General features: G+C 59.7%; 22 protein-coding genes. 14 read left to right on the plus strand and 8 right to left on the minus strand.

Going from position 1 to position 23790, the window contains the following annotated elements:
• The first annotated feature begins 89 nt into the window (after positions 1–89).
• Together sucC and sucD are read left to right on the plus strand one after the other, a co-directional pair.
• Positions 90–1250, plus strand: coding sequence for an ADP-forming succinate--CoA ligase subunit beta (gene sucC, locus LG374_RS04180; RefSeq protein WP_225756526.1), 1161 nt, complete (start codon positions 90–92; stop codon positions 1248–1250).
• Between the two features lie 9 nt (positions 1251–1259).
• Positions 1260–2132 carry a succinate--CoA ligase subunit alpha gene (gene sucD / locus LG374_RS04185; RefSeq protein ID WP_006986959.1) on the plus strand — a complete coding sequence of 291 codons (873 nt, stop codon included), beginning with the start codon at positions 1260–1262 and terminating at the stop codon, positions 2130–2132.
• 122 nt (positions 2133–2254) lie between these two features.
• Here the strand turns inward: sucD and LG374_RS04190 are convergent, their stop codons facing one another.
• Together LG374_RS04190 and LG374_RS04195 are read right to left on the minus strand one after the other, a co-directional pair.
• Complete coding sequence (locus LG374_RS04190) at positions 2255–3487, minus strand: hypothetical protein (RefSeq protein ID WP_225756527.1); 1233 nt, start codon at positions 3485–3487, stop codon at positions 2255–2257.
• Between the two features lie 217 nt (positions 3488–3704).
• A complete protein-coding gene (locus LG374_RS04195) occupies positions 3705–5738 on the minus strand; it encodes a M3 family metallopeptidase (RefSeq protein WP_225756528.1) in 2034 nt (677 codons plus the stop codon).
• Between the two features lie 187 nt (positions 5739–5925).
• On the opposite strand from LG374_RS04195, the gene LG374_RS04200 reads away from it, so the two are divergent.
• The 5 genes from LG374_RS04200 to secF all read left to right on the plus strand — a co-directional run bounded on the left by LG374_RS04200 (position 5926) and on the right by secF (position 11541).
• A complete protein-coding gene (locus tag LG374_RS04200) occupies positions 5926–6903 on the plus strand; it encodes a peptidoglycan-binding protein (protein ID WP_006986961.1) in 978 nt (325 codons plus the stop codon).
• A 213-nt stretch (positions 6904–7116) separates the two neighbouring features.
• Positions 7117–8232 carry a tRNA guanosine(34) transglycosylase Tgt gene (gene tgt, locus LG374_RS04205; protein WP_225756529.1) on the plus strand — a complete coding sequence of 372 codons (1116 nt, stop codon included), beginning with the start codon at positions 7117–7119 and terminating at the stop codon, positions 8230–8232.
• A 44-nt stretch (positions 8233–8276) separates the two neighbouring features.
• Positions 8277–8690, plus strand: coding sequence for a preprotein translocase subunit YajC (yajC, locus tag LG374_RS04210; protein WP_225756530.1), 414 nt, complete (start codon positions 8277–8279; stop codon positions 8688–8690).
• A 63-nt stretch (positions 8691–8753) separates the two neighbouring features.
• Positions 8754–10613 carry a protein translocase subunit SecD gene (gene secD / locus LG374_RS04215; RefSeq protein WP_225756531.1) on the plus strand — a complete coding sequence of 620 codons (1860 nt, stop codon included), beginning with the start codon at positions 8754–8756 and terminating at the stop codon, positions 10611–10613.
• A gap of 7 nt (positions 10614–10620) precedes the next feature.
• On the plus strand, positions 10621–11541 hold the full coding sequence (gene secF, locus LG374_RS04220; RefSeq protein ID WP_225756532.1) for a protein translocase subunit SecF: 921 nt from the start codon (positions 10621–10623) through the stop codon (positions 11539–11541).
• A 313-nt stretch (positions 11542–11854) separates the two neighbouring features.
• Here secF and parC read toward each other — a convergent pair whose 3' ends face one another.
• The 5 genes from parC to folE2 all read right to left on the minus strand — a co-directional run bounded on the left by parC (position 11855) and on the right by folE2 (position 16379).
• Positions 11855–14116, minus strand: a complete 2262-nt coding sequence (gene parC / locus LG374_RS04225) for a DNA topoisomerase IV subunit A (RefSeq protein WP_225756533.1) — start codon at positions 14114–14116, stop codon at positions 11855–11857.
• Between the two features lie 26 nt (positions 14117–14142).
• Positions 14143–14400, minus strand: coding sequence for a type II toxin-antitoxin system YafQ family toxin (locus LG374_RS04230; protein WP_225756534.1), 258 nt, complete (start codon positions 14398–14400; stop codon positions 14143–14145).
• Entirely contained in the window at positions 14387–14686 is a 300-nt protein-coding gene (locus LG374_RS04235; protein WP_225756535.1) for a type II toxin-antitoxin system RelB/DinJ family antitoxin, read from the minus strand. The genes LG374_RS04230 and LG374_RS04235 overlap by 14 nt, the downstream gene beginning before the upstream one ends.
• A 227-nt stretch (positions 14687–14913) precedes the next feature.
• Positions 14914–15588 carry a tRNA (guanosine(46)-N7)-methyltransferase TrmB gene (gene trmB, locus LG374_RS04240; protein WP_225756536.1) on the minus strand — a complete coding sequence of 225 codons (675 nt, stop codon included), beginning with the start codon at positions 15586–15588 and terminating at the stop codon, positions 14914–14916.
• Complete coding sequence (folE2, locus tag LG374_RS04245; RefSeq protein WP_040388934.1) at positions 15585–16379, minus strand: GTP cyclohydrolase FolE2; 795 nt, start codon at positions 16377–16379, stop codon at positions 15585–15587. Before folE2 ends, trmB begins: the two co-directional genes overlap by 4 nt.
• A 111-nt stretch (positions 16380–16490) precedes the next feature.
• Here folE2 and dusA point away from each other — a divergent pair, with 111 nt between their 5' ends.
• The 4 genes from dusA to LG374_RS04265 all read left to right on the plus strand — a co-directional run bounded on the left by dusA (position 16491) and on the right by LG374_RS04265 (position 19726).
• A complete protein-coding gene (gene dusA / locus LG374_RS04250) occupies positions 16491–17468 on the plus strand; it encodes a tRNA dihydrouridine(20/20a) synthase DusA (RefSeq protein WP_225756537.1) in 978 nt (325 codons plus the stop codon).
• Between the two features lie 51 nt (positions 17469–17519).
• Positions 17520–18368 (plus strand): GyrI-like domain-containing protein, encoded by an 849-nt coding sequence (locus LG374_RS04255; protein ID WP_225756538.1) that lies wholly within the window; start codon positions 17520–17522, stop codon positions 18366–18368.
• 129 nt (positions 18369–18497) lie between these two features.
• Positions 18498–19109, plus strand: a complete 612-nt coding sequence (locus LG374_RS04260) for a glutathione S-transferase N-terminal domain-containing protein (protein WP_225756539.1) — start codon at positions 18498–18500, stop codon at positions 19107–19109.
• A 20-nt stretch (positions 19110–19129) separates the two neighbouring features.
• Positions 19130–19726: a glutathione S-transferase N-terminal domain-containing protein gene (locus tag LG374_RS04265; RefSeq protein WP_225756540.1), complete on the plus strand. Its 597-nt coding sequence runs from the start codon at positions 19130–19132 to the stop codon at positions 19724–19726.
• A 54-nt stretch (positions 19727–19780) separates the two neighbouring features.
• On the opposite strand, the gene LG374_RS04270 is transcribed toward LG374_RS04265, so the two are convergent.
• Positions 19781–20236, minus strand: a complete 456-nt coding sequence (locus tag LG374_RS04270) for a peroxiredoxin (protein ID WP_225756541.1) — start codon at positions 20234–20236, stop codon at positions 19781–19783.
• A 91-nt stretch (positions 20237–20327) separates the two neighbouring features.
• Between LG374_RS04270 and dapA the strand changes: the two genes are divergently transcribed.
• From dapA to LG374_RS04285, 3 genes are all read left to right on the plus strand, one after another.
• Positions 20328–21203, plus strand: coding sequence for a 4-hydroxy-tetrahydrodipicolinate synthase (dapA, locus tag LG374_RS04275; protein ID WP_225756542.1), 876 nt, complete (start codon positions 20328–20330; stop codon positions 21201–21203).
• A gap of 25 nt (positions 21204–21228) precedes the next feature.
• A complete protein-coding gene (gene bamC / locus LG374_RS04280) occupies positions 21229–22389 on the plus strand; it encodes an outer membrane protein assembly factor BamC (protein WP_225756543.1) in 1161 nt (386 codons plus the stop codon).
• Positions 22390–22769: 380 nt separating this feature from the next.
• The gene (locus LG374_RS04285; RefSeq protein WP_225756544.1) at positions 22770–23741 is read left to right on the plus strand and encodes a porin; all 972 of its coding nucleotides are present in this window, start codon (positions 22770–22772) and stop codon (positions 23739–23741) included.
• Positions 23742–23790 lie beyond the last annotated feature (49 nt).

Here is a 23790-nt window from a genome sequence, read left to right on the forward strand (position 1 = left end):
CAGAAAAACACATATCACCAGCGAAAATAACGCTGAACTTTGCTAACATTGCCGCAGCATTATCCGCTAAACCATTAAGGAAACTCCCCATGAATCTACATGAATACCAAGCCAAAACGCTCTTTCGCGCCTATGGCGTGGATACCCCGCGCGGCCAGCTCGCGCAGAGCCCGGATGAAGCCGTCGCTGCTGCCGAAGCCCTGGGTGGCAACGTTTGGGTCGTCAAAGCCCAAGTACACGCTGGCGGACGCGGCAAAGCAGGCGGCGTCAAAGTCGCCAAAAGCCTCGATGAAGTGCGCCAGTACGCCAGCCAGATGATTGGCAGCACCCTGAAAACCAAACAAACCGGCGAGGTTGGCCTGCCCATCCATAAAGTCCTCATCGAAGAAGGCCTCGACATCGTCAAAGAACTCTACCTCTCCGTTGTGGTCGATCGCGCCAGCAAACGCGTATCCATCATCGCCAGCGCCGAAGGCGGTATGGACATCGAAGAAGTCGCCGAAAAAAGCCCGGAAAAAATCCACAGCATCGGCATCAGCCCCGCTGCCGGCTATTTCCCCTACATCGGCCGCCGCCTCGGCTTCGCCATGGGACTCGACAAAAAACAAGTCGGCCAACTCGCCACCCTGCTGCAAGGCCTCTACACACTCTTCATCGAAAAAGACCTGAGCATGGTCGAAATCAACCCGCTCATCATCACCGGCGACGGCAAACTGCTCGCACTTGATGCCAAAATCGGCACCGACGACAACGCCCTCTATCGCCACAAAGACCTCGCCGAAATGCGTGACCCGACGCAAGAAGACGAGCGCGAAAACAAAGCACAAGAACTCGAACTCAACTACGTCGCCCTCGACGGCAACATCGGCTGCATGGTCAACGGAGCGGGGCTGGCCATGGCGACAATGGACATCGTCAAACTGCACGGCGGCGAGCCGGCGAACTTCCTCGACGTAGGCGGTGGCGCAACCGCCGAGCGCGTCAAAGAAGCCTTCAAACTCATCCTCACCGCGCCGCAAGTCAAATCCATCCTAGTCAACATCTTCGGTGGCATCGTCAGATGCGACCTCATCGCCGAAGGCATCATCAACGCCGCCAAAGAAATCGACCTGAAAGTGCCGGTCGTCGCCCGCCTGCAAGGCACCAACGTCGAACTGGGCCGGAAAATGCTCGACGAAAGCGGCCTCGCCATCACCTCGGCGGAGGATCTCACCGACGCCGCGCAAAAAGCCGTTGCCGCAGCCAAATAAGGAATCCCCATGAGCATCTACATCAACAAAAACACCAAAGTCATCTGCCAGGGCTACACCGGCTCACAAGGCACCTTCCACAGCGAACAGGCCATCGCCTACGGCACGAACCTCGTCGGCGGCGTCACCCCCGGCAAAGGCGGGCAGACCCACCTCGACCGCCCCGTCTTCAACAACTGCCATGAAGCCGTGCAGGCCACCGGCGCGAATGCCAGCATGATCTTCGTGCCGCCCCCCTTCGCCGCCGATTCCATCCTCGAAGCGGTGGATGCCGGCATCGAAGTCATCGCCTGCATCACCGAAGGCATCCCTGTGCTGGACATGATGAAAGTAAAAGCAGCCATCAGCGGCACCAACGTGCGCCTCATCGGCCCGAACTGCCCCGGCGTCATCACCCCCGGCGAATGCAAAATGGGCATCATGCCGGGCCACATCCACCAGGCGGGCGTCGTCGGCATCGTCTCGCGTTCCGGTACGCTGACCTACGAAGCCGTGCACCAGACCACCGGCATCGGCCTCGGCCAGTCCACCTGCGTCGGTATCGGCGGCGACCCCATCAACGGCACCAGCTTCGTGGACGTACTTGCCGCCTTCCAGGCTGACCCGCAGACCAAAGGCATCGTCATGGTTGGTGAAATCGGCGGCAGCGCCGAAGAAGAAGCGGCAGACTACATCAAGGCCAACGTGACGAAACCCGTGGTTGCCTACATCGCAGGCGTTACCGCTCCGCCTGGCAAGCGCATGGGCCATGCTGGCGCCATCATTGCCGGTGGCAAAGGCACCGCCGCCGACAAATTCCGCGCCCTGGAAGCGGCTGGCGTCGCCACCGTCCGCTCCCCGGCTGATATCGGCAGCACCCTGAAAAAACTGATGAACGCCTGATCCGCTCATCACAAATGAAGCCCGCGTCAGCGGGCTTTTTACTTAATAGTTGAATAGATAAAAAAGCGTAACAAGGCGCGTCGCCGCAGACAGCACAGGCAGTACGGCGCGGGTTTCCCAGCTTAATTCCCGAGATTGGGATGGCGCAACAGCATTCCCGCACAGATGTTCAGCAGCAGGACAAGGAGAAAAAGGGTAACAAGGATGCCGTCCACACCGGATACAGGGCGCTGGATAATCGCGACAGGAAGGAACAGGCACATCGCTGTCCAGTAGGCGACGTTCAGGCAGAAGAAATATTTGGCACGCGGCTCGGGCGGAACCGCAGCACTAGCAGTAGGTTCAGGCGGCAGGGGGCTGCCGTGTATGATAGCGGTGGCGAGGGTGGCAATGTAGCCGCTAGTATCGGGCGTGACATCGCTGGGCAGCCAGATAGTGCGATCAAAACGGTCAGTGACGACAAGATAAGAATTGATGGGTCTGGTACTGAGCATTTCAGAAGTTACGGTACGCAAATCTTGCCAGCGCAGCGTGCGGTGGCGCCAATGAATACCCGCTTGGTCGATACGCAGACGGATAGCCATCATTGCCTGGAAGTAGTCGCGATACATACCAAAGAGCCCGATAACAAGGGCACGGCAGGCAATGCCGATGATGGCAACCGTGAGTGGATACAGCAGGATCAGGATAAAGGGCGGCGCGCCGTGGTAGTTCTGCCACGGATTGAGGAAAGTCAGCAGGAACAGCAATGCCCATATGCCCAGCATCATGAAGTAGCTGTTACAAATAAATCTGCCCGCCGTGTAGCGTTCATCTTCACAGCGGTAATCCACTGCGACGACAGGAAGCGGCAAGGCAGACGGCACCGTGCCGTGCAGCCAGTCTTGCGCGACAGCGGCGATGGCACGGTAAGTGCCGAACTCACGTTCCAGACGGCTGTCGCGATAGTCAAACGGCGCGCCGTCGCGCGGGGTGATGCGCAGAGTGTGCAGGATGCCGTAAGTGGTGACGCTTTCGATGTCCTGCCAGCGCCATTGCCAGCGAATACCGCCCCAGCGGGAATAGATGGTCAGCCCCTGCGGATCGCAGATGAGGCAGGGCGGCGGCAGGCGACCGTAGCGGTGCCAGGCGATATCCCGCCGGAGATAATGCACACCGCAAGCGAGCCACAGTGGCAGCCATAGCCATGCGCTGCCAATCAAAAAGCTGCTCAGATCGCGGTCGTTATAAAGCACGCTAACAAGGAGAATAAAACCGAAACTCGCCCAGCCGACGCTGCCCAACCAGGCAATGCAGGTGATACCGCCCCAGCCACGGCTGCTTGGGTCCTTGAAATTGGGGGTAAAGTGCGGCATGGGCAGCTCTAATTATTGAGTGATGCCGTCATTATCCCGCTTGGCAGCATTTTTGTCCTGCCAACGAACGGCGCCAAGCGACGTGGTTGCTGGGCCCGCCAAGCGGCATAAATACTGGATTCGTCTAGCGGCCAAGAAGGGGGTTTTGTCGTGTACGAAAATTGATTCAAAAAACGCTTCCCGTGGGAAGCGTTTTTTATGGGCAGCGGCAATGTCATCAGCGGATACCGCTCTGTTGCAGCAGCGCATCCACGCGCGGTTCGCGGCCACGGAAGGCGATAAAGCTCGCCATGCTGGGGCGGCTGCCGCCGGTCGCGAGGATTTCGTCGCGGAAGCGGGCACCAGTCGCCGCATTGAAGACGCCTTCTTCTTCAAACGCAGCGAAGCTGTCTGCCGAGAGGACTTCCGCCCATTTGTAGCTGTAATAACCCGCCGCGTAGCCGCCCGCGAAGATGTGGCTGAATTGCATCGGGAAGCGGTTTGCCGCATAGGCGGGGGTAACGGCGACGGCAGCGCGCACGGCGGCGTGTACGTCCAGCGTTTTGTCGCGCCATGCTGTGCCGCTGTGGTAGCGGAAGTCGAACAGAGCAAATTCGAGCTGGCGCAGCATCGCCATCGCGGACTGGAAGTTTTTCGCGGCGATCAGTTTGTTGTAGAGCTCGTCAGGCAGCGGTGCGCCGCTGTCTTTGTGCCGCGTCATGCCAGCCAGCGCTTCGCGGTCGTAGCAGTAGTTTTCCATGAACTGGCTGGGCTGTTCGACGGCATCCCATTCGACGCCATTGATGCCGGAGATGGAATAGATGTCCACGTCGGTGAGCATGTGGTGCAGGCCGTGGCCAAATTCGTGGAAAAGGGTGGTGACTTCTTGATGGGTAAGGCAGGCTTCACTGTCGCCCACGGGCGGGGTGGAGTTGCAGACGAGGTAGGCGACGGGCAGTTGTAATGCGCCGTTGTCGCGGAAGCGGGAAACGGCGCCATCCATCCACGCGCCGCCGCGTTTTTTGGCGCGGGCATAGGGGTCGAGGTAAAACTGGGCACGCAGGCTGCCGTCGGCGTTCAACACGTCGTAGGCAAGCACGTCTTTGTGCCAGGTGCTGAGGCTGTGGTTGGCGCGGAAATGGACGCCGAAGAGGCGCTGGCTGATGGCAAAGAGGCCGTCGATGACGGTGCTGATGGGGAAGTAGGGGCGCAGGTCTTCTTGCGAGAGGGCGTATTGCGCCTGGCGCAGTTTTTCGGCGGCATAGGCCACGTCCCACGGGGCGAGGTCGGCAAGCGAAAGTTCACGGGCGGCGTAGTCGCGCAGCGCCGCCATTTCTGCTTCGCCCGCTGCTTTGCTTTTGTCGATGAGGTCGTCGAGGAAAGCGAAGACGGCTTGCGGCTGTTTCGCCATTTTGTCGGCAACGGATAGCGCGGCGTAGTCGGCGTAGCCGAGGATTTCCGCCTGGCGCGCGCGCAGGCGCATGGTTTCTTCGATGATGGCGGCGTTGTCATACTGGCCGTCGTCGGCCAATTCGCTGGCGCGGGCGTTATAGGCGCGGTACACGGTTTCGCGCAGCTCGCGGTCATCGGCGTAGGTGAGGACGGGGATGACGACGGGCGCATCGAGTGTCAGGCAGTAGCCGTCCATGCCGCGCTGGCGGGCAAGGTCGGCCAGCAGGGGTTTGATAGCCTCCGGCAGTCCGCTGAGGCGGGCATCGTCAGCCAGCGGCAGTTGCCAGGCGTTGGTGGCGTCCAGCACGTTGTTGGAGAAGCGGCTGGCAAGTTCGGTGAGGCGCTGGCTGTTGGCGCGGAATTCGGCTTTGGCGTCATCCGGCAGGGCAACGCCGTGGCGCTCGAAGGATTCGAGGCTGTCGTTGATAACTTTCTGCTGCGCAGCGCTAAGGCGCGGGTATTCGTCGCCCGCTTGCAGCGCGCGCACCGCCTGGTAGAGGCCGTTATGCTGGGCGAGATCGGCGCCGTAGGCGGCAAGTTCAGGCAGGATCTTTTCGTAGGCGGCGCGCCATTCGTCGCTACTCTGCACGCCATGCAGGTGGCTGATGGGCGAAACGGCCTTCGCGAGGCGGTTCGCCATGCGTTCCAGCGGCTGCATCAAGGTGTCCCAGGTTGGCGCGGTCAGCGTCGCGAGGCGTTCCGTTTCGGCGCGGTTTTCTTTAATGATGGCGAAGATGGCATCAATGTGTCCGGGCTGGATACGGGCGAAATCGGGCGCGGCAGGCGGGTGATAGAGCGGGTTTTGGCTGAAATCGGTCATGGGGTTTCCTGTGGATAATCGTTAAAGGGGGCGAAGTATACGCCGCAGACGGTGAGAAGGACTTTAACATTTGCGGTGTTTTCATTGCCGCCCGGCGGTAGCTTGCGTTAAAGTATGTGGCGATTTTTGGACGGTTATCGTGTTCAAAATGTCAATTCCCGAATCCTCATCAATTAGGAGACTTTGAATGATGAAACGTAAGCTTTCCGTGCTGCTGACTTCGGTCGCCATCGCCGCCCTGGCGCAAGCACAAGAAAACACCGAGGCCCAAGGCGAAGCTGCCGCCCCTGCCGCTTCCGAAGGCATGACGCTGACCGTACCGCAAGTCAAAGCTGGCGAATGTCAGGCGCTGGTGGTTATCCCGGCCAAGTTTGAGCCGCGCACCGAGCAGGTTGTCATTAAAGACGCGTCCAAAACCTATGAAATCGTCCCGGCCGAATATGAAATGACGGAAGAACAAGTCGTCATCAAACCGGCCAGCAAAAAACTGGAAATCGTCCCGGCTGTCTTTGAAACCGTCGAAGAACAGATCGAAATCGAACCGGCGATGACCAATCAGGAAGTCATCCCGCCGCAATATAACGAAGTTAAAGAAGAAGTCGTCGCCAAGCCGGCTTACATGACCGCCCGCAGCGAAGGCCCGGCGCGTACCTTCTCCTCCACCGGCGAAGCACTGCGTATGGTGGAAGTCCCGGCAGAAATGGCGAACATTACCAAGCAAGTTGTGCAGGAAGAAGCCCGCATCAACCCGACCCAGGTCGAAGCCAAATTCAAGACCATCAAGAAACAAAAACTGGTCAGCGAAGAAACCACACGTGAAGTGGAAGTTCCTGCCGAATACGAGACGGTCAAAGTCAAGAAACTGGTGAAAGAAGCACAGCAAATCGAGAAAGAAATCCCGGCTGAATACGCAGAAGTCACCAAATACGAAAAAATTTCCGACGCGCAAGTCCGCTGGGAAAGCGTGCTGTGTAACGACACCGTGAACAGCAAAACCATCGAAGCCGTCCAGGCCGCGTTGAAAAAAGAAGGCTACCGCGTCTCCGTTGACGGTGCCCTCGGCCCTGGCACCATGAAAGCGCTGGAAGCCTACCAACGCAAACACAACCTCGGCGTTGGCGGCGTAACCCGCGAAACCCTGCAATCCATGGGCATTGAGCAATAAACCGCCGCTCACCCGTGATGCAAAAAGGAAGGCGCAAGCCTTCCTTTTTTATCAGCCTGACGATGCACCAAGCGGGATAAACTCTGGGTTCCCCAACGCCCGCCAAGCGGGATAAACGCTAGGTTCCCCGACGCCCGCCAAGCGGGATAAAACCTGACTTCCCCATGCCCCAAGCGAGATAAATACAGGCTTCCTGCCAACCAACACCACACCATGCATTACACACTTATCACCCAAGACGGCGACGCGCGTCGCGGCACCATCACCTTCCCTAACGGCCAGCTCGTGCAAACACCGGTTTTCATGCCGGTCGGCACCCTCGGCACCGTGAAAGGCCTCGCGCCGGAAGAGCTGCACGCCATCGGCGCGGAAATCATCCTCGGCAACACCTTCCACCTCATGTTGCGCCCCGGCGAAGACATCGTCGCCGCGCACGGTGGCCTGCACCAGTTCATGCATTGGGACAAGCCGATCCTCACCGATTCCGGCGGCTTTCAGGTCTTCAGTCTGGCAAAAATCCGCAAGCTGACCGAAGAAGGTGCGCGTTTCCGCTCGCCGGTGGACGGCAGCGAAGTCTTCCTCAGCCCGGAGCGCTCCATGCAAGTACAGCGCGCGCTCAATTCCAACATCGTCATGCAGCTCGACGAATGCACCCCCTACCCGGCGACGCACGAAGAAGCCGCCAAATCCATGCGCCTGTCGCTGCGCTGGGCGGCGCGCAGCAAAGCCGCGCATGAAGGCAACCCCAACCACCTTTTCGGCATCGTCCAGGGCGGCATCTATCCCGACCTGCGCCGCGAATCGGCGGAAGGCCTGGTCGCGCTCGACCTGCCCGGCTATGCCGTCGGCGGGCTGGCGGTCGGCGAACCGCTGGAAGCGCGCAACGACACTCTCGACCACACCCTGCCGCACCTGCCCGCGCACAAACCGCGCTACCTGATGGGCGTCGGCAAACCGGAAGACATCGTCGAAGGCGTGCGGCGCGGCATCGACATGTTCGACTGCGTCATGCCGACGCGCAACGCCCGCAACGCCTACCTTTTCACCCGCTTCGGCACCCTGAAACTGCGCAACAGCGTGCACAAACGCGACCTGCGCCCCATTGAAGAAGGTTGTGATTGCTACACTTGCCGCCATTACAGCCGGGCGTACCTGCACCACCTCGACAAATGCAACGAAATGCTCGGCGCGCGGCTCAACACCATCCACAACCTGCGCTACTACATCCGCCTCATGCATGACATGCGCGCGGCCATCGAAGCGGGGCGGTTCGCAAGCTTCGCCGAGGACTTCTACGCCATGCGGCGCGCCGGGGCAAGTACGCTATAATGCGCGCCGTTTTTACCCTTCCATAACACAAAAAGGACAAACCCATGCTATTCATCCAAGACGCCTACGCCCAAGCCGCTCCTGCCGCCCAACCCGGTGGTGGAATGGGTTCCATCATCATGCTGGTCGTGCTGTTCGGCGCGATGTGGTTCTTCATGATCCGCCCGCAGCAGAAAAAAATGAAAGAACACCAACTGCTCATCGGCAGCCTGAAAAAAGGCGACGAAGTCATGACCAACGGCGGCCTGATGGGGCGTGTCATCAACCTTGACAACTTCGCCATTGACCTCGAAATCGCCAAAAACACCGTCGTGCGCATCCAGCGCGGCGTCGTCGTGCAAATCCTGCCGAAAGGCTCGCTCAAAGCCAGCCTCGGCAGCAACAGCGCCGCTAACGACGACAAAAACGAAAAAGACGACAAGGCGGATGAAGCTAAAGACGACAAAGAAAAAGAATAAATACCGCCCCCCGAAGGCTGCCTCCGGCAGCCTTTTCACTTACCAGTAACCCGGAAAACCGCCATGTCCAAGAACTACCCCACATGGAAATACCTGCTCATCATCGTCGTGATCCTCTTCGGCCTGCTTGTCGCCCTGCCGAACTGGTACGGCAAAAGCCCGACCGTACAAATGCAATTCCCCACCCCGGAAGCAGCGGCGACGGCAGCAGGCGACATCACCAAACAGCTCAATGACGCCAACCTCGCCCCCGTGCGCTGGAAACAGGACGGGCAAAACCTCAACCTCTTCTACCCGCAGACCGACGTGCAAATCCAGGCACGCGACCTGCTCGCCGCCCAATACCCGGACAACAGCGTCTCGGTCAACCTGATGGCAAACACCCCCGCCTGGCTGCAAAACCTCGGCCTTGCCCCGGTCAACCTCGGCCTTGACCTGCGCGGCGGCATCTCCTTCCTGCTGCAAGTGGACAGCAACGAACTCTTCAGCCGCAAATCCGCCGAACTCATCGATCTCGCGACCACCACCACCGCGAAAAACAACATCCCGATGCAGGGCGCGGAAGCTGCGGCAAACGGCGGCGTCATCCTCAACTTCAGCAGCGATAACGACCGCGAACAGGCGCTGGATGCCCTCTACCGCTTGCTGCCCATCGGCCTCGAACAAATCCAGTTCGAAGAAAACGGCCAGTACCGCGTGGGCATGCAATACACCGAACAAGGCATCAGCGAAATGAAACGCCGCGCCGCCGACCAGAACCGTATGCGCATGGCCAGCCGCGTCAACAGCCTCGGCGTTGCCGAACCCTCCATCCAGGTCGTGGGCGATGACCGCCTCCTCATCCAGCTCCCCGGCATCCAGGACGTCGCCAAAGCCAAAGAAATGCTCGGCTCCACCGCCACCCTCGAATTCTATATCGTCGATACCCAGGGCGACGTCGCCCAGGCGGTGCAGATGAAGCGTGCGCCCTTTGGCAGCAAACTCGCCTACTTCGAAGACGGCACACCGATACTGCTCAAACGCAAAGTCGTGATGAGCGGCGAACACATCGTGGATGCCGCCGTCGATACTGCTAACCAGAGCGGCATCGCTGTCAGCGTCGTCCTCGACTCCCAGGGCGGGGCACAAATGTCAGAAATCACCCGCGAAAACCTCGGCAAACCGATGGCAACTATGTACGTCGAATACGTCCCCGTCACCAAAAACGACGCCAGCGGCAACCCCGTGACCACCGTCGAAAAACGCGAAACCGTGGTCAACTCCGCCACCATCCAGGGCCTCTTCGCCGAACGCTTCCAGATCACCGGCGTCGAACCCATCTCGCGGGCAAAAAAACTCGCCGCCACCCTGCGTGCCGGCTCGCTCGTCGCCCCGGTGTACATCATCGAAGAACGCACCATCGGCCCGAACGCCGGGAAAAAGAACATCGACCAGGGCGTAAACGCCTCGCTCATCGGCTTCTCCCTCATCGTCGTCTTCATGCTCGCCTACTACCGCAAACTCGGCCTTGATGCCACCCTCGCCCTGCTCGTCAACCTCATCCTGCTGGTGGCCGCGCTGTCACTGGTTGGTGCAACCCTGACCCTGCCGGGCATCGCCGGTATCGTCCTCACCCTCGGCATGGCGGTGGATGCCAACGTCCTCATCTACGAACGCATCCGCGAAGAACTGCGCCACAACGTCGATGCCCGCACTGCCGTGCGTCTTGGCTTCGAAAACGCCCTGCCGACCGTCGTGGACGCCAACATCACCACCCTCATCGTCGCCATCCTCCTCTTCAGCTTCGGCGCGGGGCCGATCAAAGGCTTTGCCGTCACCCTCTCCATCGGCATCCTGACCACCATGTTCACTGCCGTGTACGTCACCCGCGCGCTGGTCGAATTCACCACCCTGCGCAAAGACAACCCCCGCATCAACCTCTGAGGCTGCCATGCAAATCAAACTCCCCTACATCCCCTTCATGAACTACGCCCGGCACGGCTTGTGGTTCTCACTCATCCTCACCATCGCGGCTATCGCCCTCATCGCCACACGCGGCTTCAACTTCGGCCTCGAATTCACCGGCGGTGCGACCATCGAAGTGCAATACCCGCAAACGGCGGACGTAAGCCACATCCGCAGCGTCGCCGCAAACGTCGTGAACGATGCCGGCGTGGTGCAATACGGCTCCTCGCGCGACATCCAGATCCGCTTCGCCGAAAAAGAAGGCAGCAACATCGACGACACCATGAGCCAGATGGTCAAAGCCATCCAGGCGGATAACCAGGACGCCAAAATCACCGGCCAATCCAAAGTCGGCGGCCAGTACAAAGAAGAACTCGTCAGCAAAGGCCTGCTTGCCATCGGCCTCGCCTGCGTCGGCATGATCATCTACCTCGGCCTGCGCTTTGAATGGAAATTCGCCCTCGGCGCGGTGCTGGCACAGCTGCACGACGTCATCATCACCGCCGGCATCTTCTCGCTGATGCAATGGCAATTTGACCTGAACGTGCTGGCGGCGCTACTCGCCATCCTCGGCTACTCGGTGAACGACACCGTGGTGGTGTATGACCGCATCCGCGAGAATTTCCGCAAACTGCCCGCCATCACCCCGAAAGACATCATCGACACCTCCATCAACCAAACCCTCGCCCGCACCATGGTCACCAGCCTGACCACGCTGCTCTCGGTGATCGCCCTCTTCCTCTTTGGCGGCACCATCCTGTCGGGCTTCTCCACGGCGATGATGATCGGCATCATCTTCGGCACCTACTCCTCCATCTTCGTCGCGAGCGCCATCGTGTACAAAATGGGCGTGCGTCACGAAGACCTGATGCCGCGTTCCAAGCGTCCCATCGACGACTTGCCGTAACCCGCGCAGACCCACAAAAAAACCGCTGCCCCGTGCAGCGGTTTTTTTACACATCCCCCACTGAACATGCCACAAAAACGTGGGAAACAGTGGCGGGTTGGGGACTCAAAATACTCGCGCGAATGGGGAAGCGTTGAATATATAGTTAAACATCTAAAAAACCGTAACGGCGTTGCGTCGCCTTGCCGTACTACCTGTACTGTCTGCGGCGACGCGCCTTGTTACGCTTTTTTATCTATTCAACTATAAAGCCGCGCAGCCGCACAGTCACAACAGAATCTGATGTTTACCCGCTCGGCGGTCGATTGCTGACTTAAGCGGGGTTTTCCGGGGCGGCGATGTCTTCTGCCGGCACTTCAACGCGGTCAACATGGCGATAGCCTTTCGGCAGGTGGTTGCCTTTGTGCCCGCGCGGGGTGTGGTAGTTGTCGCGTTCGCTGGCGCGGATGGTCATTTTCTGTTTGCCGCTGTACAGGGTGATGTCGCGTCCGCGTGCATAGGCGCAGATGTGGCTGAGGCGCACACCGTTTTGGTCGTAGGTTTTTTTGGCAATGGCGATGGTCTGGCTGCCTTTGCCTTTGCCGAGTTCGGGGATTTCGGCAGCGTCGATGAGGGCGATTCTGCCTTCGTTGGTGATGGCGAGGATGTCCACATCGCCGTCCGGCAGGGCTTGCAGGGTGATGGCGCGGCCCTCGCCGAGGTTGATGAGGGTTTTGCCGGTTTTGGTTTTGCTGGTGAGATCGCGCCCGCGTGTGATGAAGCCGTAGCCGTTGTCGGCAGCCACGAGGTAGCGGCGGTCGTCGTCGATGATGGCGGCAGCGATGATGTGTGCGCTGGCGTCGATGCTAAGGCGGCTGGTCAGCGGTTCGCCGTTGCCGCGTGCCGACGGCAGGCCGTGCAGGGCGAGGGTGTAGCAGCGGCCATCATCGGCGAGCAGGCAGGCCTGCTGGTTGCTACGTCCGGCGATTTGGGTGAGGTAGGCATCGCCGCTTTTGTAGGTGAGGGTTGCGCCGTCGATGTTGTGCCCTTTGCCGCCGCGTATCCAGCCCATTTTGGAGAGGATGAGGGTGACGGCTTCGCTGGGGGTGAGTTCGGTTTCATCCAGCGCCACTGCCGCTTCGCGTTCGCAGATAACGGTGCGGCGCGCGTCGCCGTAGGTCTCGGCGTCAGCGGCGAGTTCGTCGCTGATGAGGGCGAGCAGGTTGGCGCGACTGCGCAGGAGTTCGTCGAGTTGCTGTTTTTCGGCGGTGAGGGCCTGTTCTTCGGCGCGGATTTGTTGTTCTTCGAGGCGGGCGAGGTGGCGCAGGCGGGTGTTCAATATGGCTTCGGCCTGGGCTTCGCTGAGGTTGAAGGTGCGCATGAGGACGGGTCGTGGCTCGTCTTCTGTGCGGATGATGCGGATGATTACGTCGAGGTTGAGGTAGGCGATGAGCAGGCCTGCGAGGATGTGCAGGCGGTCGTTGACGGCGATGAGGCGATAGTTCAGGCGGCGGCGCACGGTGTCTTCACGGTAGTTCAGCCATTCGCTGAGGATTTGCCGCAGGTTTTTGACTTGCGGGCGACCATCGAGACCGATCATGTTCATTTGCGCGCTGTAGCGTTTTTCGAGATCGGTGGTAGCAAAGAGGTGCTGCATGAGGCGCTCGTTATCGACGCGGTTCGAGCGCGGGATGAGGACAAGGCGCACGGGATTTTCGTGGTCGGATTCGTCGCGCAGGTCGTCCAGCCAGGCGAGTTTTTTCGCCTGCATTTGTTTCGCGATTTGTTCCTGGATTTTGCTACCGGAGACTTGGTAGGGCAGTTGGTCGATGACGATGTTGCCGTCTTCGAGATGCCAGGTGGCACGCAGGCGGACGGCACCGCGCCCGGTGCGGTAGAGGGCAGCGATTTCTTCGCGCGGGGAGACGAGTTCGCCACCGGTCGGGAAGTCCGGCGCGGGGATGTGCTGCATGATTTCGTCATCAGTGAGCAGCGGGTCGGCAAGGAGGGCGCGGCAGGCGGCGACGACTTCGCGCAGGTTGTGCGGCAGGAGGTTGGTCGCCATGCCGACGGCGATGCCGCTGCCGCCGTTCAGGAGGATGTTCGGCAGCCGGGCGGGCAGGCGCGCGGGCTCTTGCAGGGTGCCGTCAAAGTTGGCGACCCAGGCGACGGTGCCCTGTTCGAGTTCGGCAAGCAGGGTTTTGGCGTAGCCGGTCAGGCGGCTTTCGGTGTAGCGCATGGCGGCGAAGGATTTGGGGTCGTCCGCACTGCCCCAGTTACCCTGCCCGTCCACCAGCGGGTAGCGGTAGGCGAAGTCCTGCGCCATCAACACCATCGCTTCGTAGCAGGCGCTGTCGCCGTGCGGGTGGTATTTGCCGATGACGTCGCCGACGGTGCGCGCGGATTTTTTGTGTTTGGACTGGTGCGAAAGGCCGAGCTCGCTCATGGCGTAGATGATGCGGCGCTGCACGGGTTTAAGACCGTCGCTGATATGCGGCAGGGCGCGGTCGAGGATGACGTACATGGAGTAGTCGAGGTAGGCTTTTTCGACGAAGCCGGCCAGGGGTTGTTGTTCTTCGTGGGTCGTGAGGGTCATGGTGTGTGCGTTTCAGGATGCGTTATTTAGCCGAAGAGTTCGGCGTGGGTGCCCATACGGTGCAATTCTATGGTGTCGCCATGGATGCGGTAGATCAGCACCTGATCGGGCTTGATGTGGCAGTCGCGGTAATCTTGCCAGTTCCCCGTAAGGGCGTGATCACGGTATTTTTCGGGCAATCTGCTGCCATGCAGCAGATGCCCCAAGACGTCAATCAGGGGTGCGCTCAGGCCAAATTTTTGCAGGTCTTTGTCAAAGCGGCGGCTGGTTTTAATCTTTCGCATGGGCAAATGCCTTGGCCAATGCTTCCACGCTGTCAAAATGGCTGACGGCACCATTTTCCATATCCCGGATGGATTCGCGCAGCATCTCTTCGCCGTTGCGACTTAGCGTGTGCGCACTGCTTTGCCGTGCATAATCCAGCGATAACGGCACGCTGTCGGTCTCGGCGATTTGTGTGAGAAACATGCGCATCGCCTGCGTCGGGGTCAGGCCAAAACGTTCGATGACGGCAAAGGCGCGCGCTTTCAGGTCGTCGTCGAGACGGATGTTGAAGTTGGATGTGGTCATGTAAGTCTCCTGTAGTGCTGTTTGCTGGGCATTGTATAGCGTTTGCGGCTGTTTTGCCGTTAAGCAGGATAAGGTTCAGGCTGTCGGGCGATATATAGTTGAATAGATAAAAAAGCGTAACAAGGCGCGTCGCCGCAGACAGTACAAGTAGTACGGCAAGGCGACGCAACGCCGTTACGATTTTTTAGATGTTTAACTATAAAGAAACCCGCCGTAGCGGGTTCTCTTTATGCCTCTGTCTTGCGGTAGCGCAAGTCCCACACGCCGTGGCCGAGCCGTTCGCCGCGCCGCTCGAATTTGGTCTGCGGACGCCAGTCAGGGCGGGGGGCGAAGCCGTCGGCGCCGCCGAGGTTCTGCCATTTGGGATCGCCAGCGAAAACGTCGCGCATCCATTCGGCGTAGTTTTCCCAGTCGGTCGCGCAGTGGATTTCGCCGCCCGCGCGCAGTTTGCGCCAGATGAGGTCGGTAAAGGCACGCTGCACGATGCGGCGCTTGTGGTGCCGCGCTTTCGGCCAGGGATCGGGGAAGTAGATTTGCACGCGGCTGAGGGCACCATCCGGGACGTGGTCGCGGATGATGGCGACGGCATCGTGGCGGATGACGCGCAGGTTGTCGATGCCCGCTACTGCCGCCAGCACCAGCGCGTGACCAACGCCGGGGCGGTGCACTTCGATGCCGACAAAGCCCTGCTGTGGTGCGGCTTCAGCCATTTGCACGAAGCTCTCGCCGTTGCCGAAGCCGATTTCGAGGATGAGTTCGCGTGCGTCACCAAAGAGGCTTGCCGCGTCCACACGCAAGTTTTCATCCACGTCCAGCCCGTAGCGCGGCCAGTGTTCGGCCAGCGCCCGTTCCTGGCCGCTGGTGATGCGTCCCTGACGCAGGACGAAGCTGCGGATGGTCATACGCGTTTGTCGCAGGTGATCTGCGCGTAGGCGGAGTGGTTGTGAATGGACTCGAAGTTTTCCGAGGAAACGCGATACGCCTGGATGCGCGCATCATCGTTCAAGCGGGCGGCGACATCGCGCACGATGTCTTCAACAAATTTCGGGTTTTCGTAGGCGCGTTCGGTCACGTATTTTTCGTCCGGCCGTTTCAGGGTCGCCCAGATTTCGCAGGAGCCTTCTTCTTCGCCGATGCGGATGAGTTCTTCGATGGCAAAGGGCGCAGCGGGGTCGTACACGGCATTGATGATGATGTGCGAACGCTGGTTGTGCGCGCCGTATTGGGAGATTTCTTTCGAGCAGGGGCAGAGGCTGGTAACGGCAACGGTTACTTCCACGCGCACTTCGCAGTGCGCACGGTTACCATCGGCGAGCAGGCGCACACGGTAATCGAGCAGGCTTTCGGTCTTGCTGACCGGCGCCTGTTTTTTGATGAAAAACGGGAAGGTGAGTTCGATGCTGCCTTCTTCGGCTTTGAGGCGGGCGAGCATTTCCGCGTGTAGCGCCGCGAAGGTGGCAGGATCGAGGACGGCGGTTTCATTCAGCAGATGAATGAAGCGCGACATGTGCGTGCCTTTCTGGTGATGCGGCAGGGCGACGGTCATTTCAGCGGTAGCGACGGTGTCCTGGGTGCTGCCGTCTTTGTTGATGACACGCAGCGGCAGGCGGATATCGCGGATGCCGACGCGGGTAATGGCGATGTGGCGAGTATCGGGTTTTCCCTGAACGTCAGGGATAGTCGTATCGGTCATGGTGTTTTCGATTGTGGATAAAAGGCGCGCATTATAGCGGCATCCATAGCGCTTGACCGCGCCACCGCCGCGCCCGCAATATGCATGCCTTTCCGTTTTTCCCCTGAATATATGCAACTTGAACCCGCAAACCCGCACCGCTTCTGCGTGGCGCCGATGCTCGACTGGACGACGCCAGAATGCCGCGCCCTGCACCGCCTTTTTTCCCGCCACGCTTTTTTGTACAGCGAGATGGTGACGAGCGGTGCCCTGATCTTCGGCGACGTGCCGCGCCATCTGCATCATGCGGCAGATGCCCCCTGTGCCCTGCAACTCGGCGGCGGCGAGCCGGAAGCGCTGGCGCGCGCCTGTGAAATCGCGCTGCCCTACGGCTACCAGGAAATCAACCTGAACGTCGGCTGCCCCAGCGACCGCGTGCAGCACAACCGCATCGGTGCCTGCCTGATGGATGATGCACCGCTGGTCGCCGAATGTCTGGCGGCAATGCAAGCGGCGGCGGGCGCGGTACCGGTCACGGTCAAACACCGTCTCGCCATTGACGAGCAGGACGAACGCAGCGTCTTCGCTTTTGTTGAGACACTGGCGGCGCGCAGCCCCTGCCGCGTTTTCATCATTCATGCGCGCAAGGCGTGGTTGCAAGGCCTCAGCCCGAAGGACAACCGCGACGTGCCGCCGCTCAACTATCCGCTGGTGTATGAAGTCAAGCGGCGCTTCCCGGAGCTGACCATCATCATTAACGGCGGCATCACCACCCTCGCCGAATGCCGCGCCCATTTGCAGGCGGTGGACGGCGTAATGCTGGGCCGCGCCGCCTATCAGAATCCTGAACTGCTGCTGGCCGTGGACGAACTCTACGGTGCCCCCGCCCGCACCCTTGCCGAGGTGCTGCCCGCCATTCGCAGCCTGCTGGTTGAAGCATTGGGGCGTGGCGAAATGCTCGCACACTACACGCGCCACTTGCTCGGCCTTTTCCCCGGCGTGCGCGGCGCCAAACAATACCGCCGCATCCTCAGCGAAGAAGCACGCGCGGCGGAGGCGGGAATAGCGGTGTTTGACCGCGCGCTGGCAGCGGTGGGGATGGCGGGATAAGCGGCGCAAATCCGGGTTTTATCCCGCTTGCCCTCCCGCTATGATTACCGCATGAAGACACCAGGCCATGACCGCTACGAGCAGCATTTCGCCCGCGCCCTGCACTACCTGCAAACCCATTACAACAGCGACATCAACCTGCACCACATCGCCGCCGCAGCGGGGATGTCGTCGTGGCACTGGCATCGTCTCTATCACAGCGTGATGGGTGAGACCCTGCACGACACCCTGAAATGGATGCGTCTGCACCGCGCCGCCTGGCTGCTCTGCCATACCGACAAAAGCATCGCCGATATTGCCCTCGCCTGCGGCTATCGCGGTAATGCCCAATCCTTCACCCGCATTTTCCGCCGCGACTACGGCCTCAGCCCGCTTGATTACCGCCACCGCCCAGCACCGGATTACGCTGTCAACATCGAGGAACTCGCACCTGTCCCCGTTGTCATGATCGAACACCGCGAGCAAGACAGCCAGCGCTTGGGCAACGCCTTCTTGCGTCTCAGTAGCTTGCTGCGTCTGCGTGGCTGGCAGAATGACGGCACCACGCGCGCCTTTTCCATCCACTATCCGCCGCACACTGCCGCCTATCTGCCGCAACTGGCCAAGTTCAATATCAAAACAGCCGGTATGCGCTACGCCGCACTGACCACCCTCCCCTTGCTGCAACTCGCTGCACCACCACTGCAAAGCGGTGTGATTGCGGGCGGACGCTACGCCGTGTTGCAACATTACGGTGCCTATGCCGACCTTGATACCGCTTCCGACTGGTTCCTCGACTGGTTTCGCCACAACGGCCTGACCATCGCCGCCGCGCCCGTGATACTGGAATATCTTGACATGCAATGCTGCGACACCAGCCCCGCACAAACTCGCGTCAACATCTGCGTGCCACTGGCGTAAACCGTAGCGCTTGCCGCTCCGACCGGCGGCAAACTGCAATAGTCGTTTCAAACAGGACTGAGCCAACACCGTATCAGTTCTATTTGGAACGACTATACAATGCCGTCAAACCCATCCGGAGATACCCCCATGAAACTCTACACCAGCACCACCTCCCCCTACGCCCGCATGGTCATGCTCGCCGCCCTCGCGCGCGGCATGGACGAACTGCAACTCGCCTATGTGGATCCGTGGACGACACCGGCCGAACTCACCGCCATCAACCCGCTTTCGCAAGTGCCGACGCTCATTACCGACAACGGCACCATCATCACCAACAGCCCGCTCATCCTTGACTACCTCTTCGATCACCCCTTCCGGGGTGCGCAGCAAGCGGCGCTGGCGGGCTACGGCTACGAACTGCTTGACCAGGTCGTAAAAGCCTACTCACTCGCCCGCTTCCAGCCGGAAAACACCCCGGCACACCCGCATATCGCGCGCGCCCGTGATGCGGTTGCGCGGGGCCTCGCCCACTGCCCGCCGCTTGATCCGGCCAGTAATGAAGTCGCCACCCATGTCCTCGGCATGGCGCTCTCCTACGCCGAACTGCGCCACGGCGACCTCTACCGCGCCCATCTCAGCGCTGCCAACCAGCAAGCATTTGCCGCCTACTGCGAACGCCCCGATGTGCGCGCCGTCGCCATTGCCCGACTGGAGCAGCATCCTGCCAGCATTGGCGAACTGCGCCGCGCAGTGTCATAAACCCCTACCGGAAACACCTGATGAAACTCTACCTCAGCACCACCTCGCCCTACGCCCGCCTCGCCCTTATCGCGGCCCTGCGCAGCGGCAAAAACGACCTGCAACTGCAATTCGTCCTGCCCTGGGAAGATCCGGCGGCACTGCTCGCGGTCAACCCGTTCAGCCAAATCCCGGCGCTACACTGCGACGACGGCCACCTCATCACCGAAAGCCTCATCATCATGCAGTACCTGGATGACCGTGTCCTGCGCGGCGGCGGCACCTGCGCCCGCGCCGGCTGGGGCATCGCTGCCATTAACCAGACCGTGCGCGCCTTTGCCCTCAACATGCACCAGCCGCCGGGCAGCATTCCGCACCCGCACATCGCGCGCAGCCGCGCCGCTCTCGCCCGCGCCCTGCCGCTTGCACCACAGCTTGACGCGTCCAGCGAAGACTGGGGGCACATCATCCTCGGCGTGGCGCTGAACTACATCCGCATGCGCCTACCGGACATCTACGATGCCCACATCACACCGGACAACCGCCGCGCCGTGGACACCTTCCTGCAACGCGACTTCATGCAGAAAACCGACACCGCACAACTGCAAAAACTGCCCGCCCGCGTCGCCGACCTTTGAGCGCGACACAAAAAAGCCGCTGTTCACACAGCGGCTTTTTCATGCACGGCGTCTCTACCCTGCTACTTCTTGCAGCGCCTGTAACACCTCCGCCACATGTCCCGCCACCTTCACCTTGCGCCATTCGCGCACCACGACGCCCTGCGGGTTCAGCAAAAAAGTACTGCGCTCAATGCCCATATAGGTTTTGCCGTAGTTCTTCTTTTCCTTGATAACGTCGAAGGCGCGGCACAGCACCTCGTCGGGATCACTGACAAGCGGGAACGGCAAGGCCTCTTTCGTGCGGAATTTATCGTGCGCAGCAAGACTGTCGCGCGAGACGCCGACAATCTCCGCGCCCAGCGCACGGAAAGCGTCGTAGTGATCGCGGAAGTCCTGCGCCTCGCTGGTGCAGCCCGGCGTCGCGTCTTTCGGATAGAAATACAGCACCGTCCAGCGGCCCTGAAAAGAGGCTGTGGAAAAATCCTCGCCACCGCTTGCGGCGAAGTGGAAATCTTGCGGAATATTCATACGTTAACCCTTTGTGGATAGCCTGTGGTGCGCTTGATTTTAGCACTGTGAAGCGCATACCATGACGCCTCCATTTGCTTCAGGAAACCCCATGTTTAGAGGCTCCATCGTCGCCCTGGTCACACCCATGTTTGCCGACGGCAACATTGACTGGGCGCGGCTCTCCCAACTGGTTGAATGGCATGTCGCAAGCGGCACCGATGCCATTGTCGCCGTCGGTACTACCGGCGAATCTGCTACTCTCAATCCCGCCGAACACAAAGCCGTCTTCCGCTACATTGTCGAAAAAGTGGCGGGACGCGTCCCCGTCATCGCCGGCGCAGGCGGCAACGCGACCGCCGAGGCTATCGATCTCTCACTCGCTGCTTATAACGCCGGCTGCGTTGCTACCCTGCAAGTCGTCCCCTACTACAATAAACCGCCGCAACGCGGCCTCTACGCCCACTTCAAGGCCGTAGCCGAAGCGGTGCCAATGCCGCACCTGCTTTATAACGTCCCCGGTCGTACCTCCTGCGACTTGCTGCCTGAAACCGTCCGTGAACTTGCCGCTATCGACAACATCGTCGGCATCAAGGAAGCGAGCACCATGCAGCGCATGCAGGAACTGCACGCCATCTGCCCGCCGGATTTTGCCGTGCTCTGCGGCGAGGACGGCCTTGCCGCAGAAGCCATGTGCAACGGCCTCGCCAGCGGCGTCGTATCCGTCACCGCCAATATCGCCCCGGACGTGATGCATGCCATGACCGCTGCCGCGCTTGCCGGCGAACATGAACGCTGCTACGCACTGAACGACCGCTTGAAAGACGTGCACGAAGCGATGTTCTACGAATGCAACCCGCTGCCGGTGAAATGGGCACTCTCCCGTCTTGGCAAAATCGATGGCGGCATCCGCCTGCCGCTGGTGCCGCTTGCGCCGGATATCCAGGAACGCGTCGAAGCTGCCCTGCGCCGCGCTGCCCTTCTATAACAAGATCCATCCACAAGAGGACCCCGTGAAAACCCACATATTCATCGCTCTCGGCTCCGCCTTCGCCCTCGCTGCCTGCTCCAGCGCCGGCAATCTCACCGACAAACTGCCCGATCGCCGTCCCGACTACCGGCAAAGCAACGTCAGCCGTACGCTGGAAATCCCGCCCGACCTCAGCCGCAGCACCGTGGATGACCAAATGACCGTACCGGGACTAAACCCGGGCGCTGTTGCCAGTTACCAGGCCTATAACGAAGACAACGTCGTGCGCAACCAGCGCGGCTACATTGAGGTCCTGCCGCAACTCTACGGCGTACAAGTCATCGAACAGCCCGGCACCCTGCCTTACATCCGTGTCTCCGCCGATACCTCAACCGTTTGGGCAGCCGTCAAAAAATACTTCGAGAATAATGGCATCCGCCTTAAAACTCAGGAACCCGCTATCGGCTTGATGGAAACCGACTGGCTGGAGAACCTGTCCGACCTGCCGCGCACCGGCTTCAGCGGCCTGCTCAACAGTATCATCAGCCTCACCCACGACAGCGGCACCCGCGATCGCTACCGCATCCGCTTCGCCCGCGAAAGCGATAACACCACCAGTGTCACCCTTGTGTACAGTCAGGCCGAAGAAAAAGCCGTGCGCGACCGCCAGGGTAAAGAAGCGCAGGGTTACCGCTGGCAGACCTCGGATAACGACAACCCCGAAATGCAGCTGGAAATGACGCGTCGCGTTGCCCTCTTTGTCTCGGCTGAATTGCGCCGTCAACAACAAATCGCGCAGAACCCGGCAACGGGCGGCGGCGATATCACCAGCGCCCGCGCCACCCTGACCACCGCCGGCGGCCAAACTGCACTTGCCATTCCCGGCAGCTACGCGCAAGCCTGGCGCATCCTCGGCATTGGCCTTGATAAAGCCAGCTTCGCCCTGGAAAAACAGGACTACAACAGCGGCACCTACCAAGTGCAATACCAGCCGCAAAGCGCAGAAAAACAGGATAAACAGGGCTTTTGGTCGCGCCTGTGGGGTAGCAAGAAAAAGGCGGACAAAGCGAACGCACCACGTTACCGCATCCGTCTTGCCGACCAGGGCGGACAAAGTATCGCCGTGGTGCAAACCCTTGACGGCAAACCCGCGCCGGAAAACGAAGCCAAGGCCTTGCTTGAAACCGTACAAAGCGCGCTGTGATACTGCCGCATCACGCCCAAAGCCCCTCGCTAGAGGGGCTTTTTCTTTGGCGCGATGCCCACCGCTTGGCGGCCCCCGTAACGACGCCGTGGCGGATTTTTTCGTGTCCGCAGAGCTATCACGTGATAGCGCAAGAAATGGCAGCTGCTATCGCTCATCGCCCTTTTTTAAGGCAATACTACATGGCGATTCTTATCCCTTTCGTGATAGTAAGCGGCTGTCTTTTGTTATACCTCTGTTGGAAAAGAATTGGCTGAAAAAACCGCCTGATAGCGTTATCTAATGACTATAACCTTGGGATATTAATTTCTGATTGCCGTTTGTTAAAGATACCGATATGCTCGCGCCATCTTTCACCACAAAAACAGAGGGAAATAACCATGGGTAGTAAATATATCGGTCTGGCCGTTTCGCTGGTACCTATGCTGGCCATCGCTGCAGATAGCGACAGATTGCTGGCTAGCGCTTCCAGTACAACGCTGTACGGCTCCATTGAGCAGGGGATAAAGGTCGGCGACCTCAACAAGGACGACAAGACGCGCGCCGAGTATTTAAGCGATCACGTCCGCCTAGGGATTCGCGGTGAAGAAGCGCTGAATAACGACTTGCGGGCCTTTTTCAATTTCCATTTTTCCCATGAGGAGAAAGACGGCAGCAGCGGGCTGAACGGTGTGCGCGAGGCGCATGTCGGCTTGGAAGGCAGCTTCGGCAAATTGACGCTGGGGCGGCAAAAAACCTCCTGGAAAACAACCATCGGCAAGGCGGTATTCGACGAATTGACGCCAGGTATTGAGCGCATGAGCAAGATGATCCGCTACGATCTCGACAATATTGCCGGTTCCGGTTTCCATATTTCCTTGGACGGCGTGCTGGACGGCAGTCATGAAGTAATCATCAATGGCAAAACCCGCGCCTTTAATGCTTATGATGCCGCTGCCGGTTATCAGGGGCGCAATTTCTATGCTGGGGTTGGTTATCAGCGCACCAGTGTGGATGCCATCGAAACCAAACTGGGTGGGAAAACAAATGAACTCATTGGCGCTTCTGTCGGTTATACGCCTTATGAAAACAAGGACCGCGAGCAATCACTGACATTGGCGCTGGATTATCACCACCATGCCAGTTTCGGTGAATATTTTGCCGCTTCCGCCGATTATGCTTTCGGGCGACAAAAAGTACGCGCCGGTTGGGAAATGCTGGATTATGACAAGCAAAAAGATTTGAATCTCTACCACTTGGGCTACCGCTATTATTTCAGCCCGCGCACGTATTCGGAATTGAAAGGTTTTTACCGTAAACACGGTAGTGATGACGGCTATGTGACGAAATTGATGCTGCATCACGATTTTTAATTAAAGGGTCCGTCAATATGACGGGCAAAAAATGGGGCATATGCCCCGT

It is taken from the genome of Cardiobacterium sp. Marseille-Q4385, from assembly GCF_916618745.1.
Classification (GTDB): Bacteria; Pseudomonadota; Gammaproteobacteria; order Cardiobacteriales; family Cardiobacteriaceae; genus Cardiobacterium.

Excerpts from the sequence above, each read along its gene's own strand:
- LG374_RS04195 (WP_225756528.1), bottom strand. The coding sequence starts at position 5,738 with ATGACCGATTTCAGCCAAAACCCGCTCTATCACCCGCCTGCCGCGCCC.
- folE2 (WP_040388934.1), bottom strand. The coding sequence starts at position 16,379 with ATGACCGATACGACTATCCCTGACGTTCAGGGAAAACCCGATACTCGC.
- LG374_RS04255 (WP_225756538.1), top strand. The coding sequence starts at position 17,520 with ATGAAGACACCAGGCCATGACCGCTACGAGCAGCATTTCGCCCGCGCC.
- trmB (WP_225756536.1), bottom strand. The coding sequence starts at position 15,588 with ATGACCATCCGCAGCTTCGTCCTGCGTCAGGGACGCATCACCAGCGGC.
- LG374_RS04265 (WP_225756540.1), top strand. The coding sequence starts at position 19,130 with ATGAAACTCTACCTCAGCACCACCTCGCCCTACGCCCGCCTCGCCCTT.
- parC (WP_225756533.1), bottom strand. The coding sequence starts at position 14,116 with ATGACCCTCACGACCCACGAAGAACAACAACCCCTGGCCGGCTTCGTC.
- LG374_RS04235 (WP_225756535.1), bottom strand. The coding sequence starts at position 14,686 with ATGACCACATCCAACTTCAACATCCGTCTCGACGACGACCTGAAAGCG.
- tgt (WP_225756529.1), top strand. The coding sequence starts at position 7,117 with ATGCATTACACACTTATCACCCAAGACGGCGACGCGCGTCGCGGCACC.
- LG374_RS04270 (WP_225756541.1), bottom strand. The coding sequence starts at position 20,236 with ATGAATATTCCGCAAGATTTCCACTTCGCCGCAAGCGGTGGCGAGGAT.
- LG374_RS04200 (WP_006986961.1), top strand. The coding sequence starts at position 5,926 with ATGATGAAACGTAAGCTTTCCGTGCTGCTGACTTCGGTCGCCATCGCC.
- sucD (WP_006986959.1), top strand. The coding sequence starts at position 1,260 with ATGAGCATCTACATCAACAAAAACACCAAAGTCATCTGCCAGGGCTAC.
- yajC (WP_225756530.1), top strand. The coding sequence starts at position 8,277 with ATGCTATTCATCCAAGACGCCTACGCCCAAGCCGCTCCTGCCGCCCAA.
- LG374_RS04285 (WP_225756544.1), top strand. The coding sequence starts at position 22,770 with ATGGGTAGTAAATATATCGGTCTGGCCGTTTCGCTGGTACCTATGCTG.
- LG374_RS04260 (WP_225756539.1), top strand. The coding sequence starts at position 18,498 with ATGAAACTCTACACCAGCACCACCTCCCCCTACGCCCGCATGGTCATG.
- dapA (WP_225756542.1), top strand. The coding sequence starts at position 20,328 with ATGTTTAGAGGCTCCATCGTCGCCCTGGTCACACCCATGTTTGCCGAC.
- secD (WP_225756531.1), top strand. The coding sequence starts at position 8,754 with ATGTCCAAGAACTACCCCACATGGAAATACCTGCTCATCATCGTCGTG.
- secF (WP_225756532.1), top strand. The coding sequence starts at position 10,621 with ATGCAAATCAAACTCCCCTACATCCCCTTCATGAACTACGCCCGGCAC.
- LG374_RS04230 (WP_225756534.1), bottom strand. The coding sequence starts at position 14,400 with ATGCGAAAGATTAAAACCAGCCGCCGCTTTGACAAAGACCTGCAAAAA.
- dusA (WP_225756537.1), top strand. The coding sequence starts at position 16,491 with ATGCAACTTGAACCCGCAAACCCGCACCGCTTCTGCGTGGCGCCGATG.
- sucC (WP_225756526.1), top strand. The coding sequence starts at position 90 with ATGAATCTACATGAATACCAAGCCAAAACGCTCTTTCGCGCCTATGGC.
- LG374_RS04190 (WP_225756527.1), bottom strand. The coding sequence starts at position 3,487 with ATGCCGCACTTTACCCCCAATTTCAAGGACCCAAGCAGCCGTGGCTGG.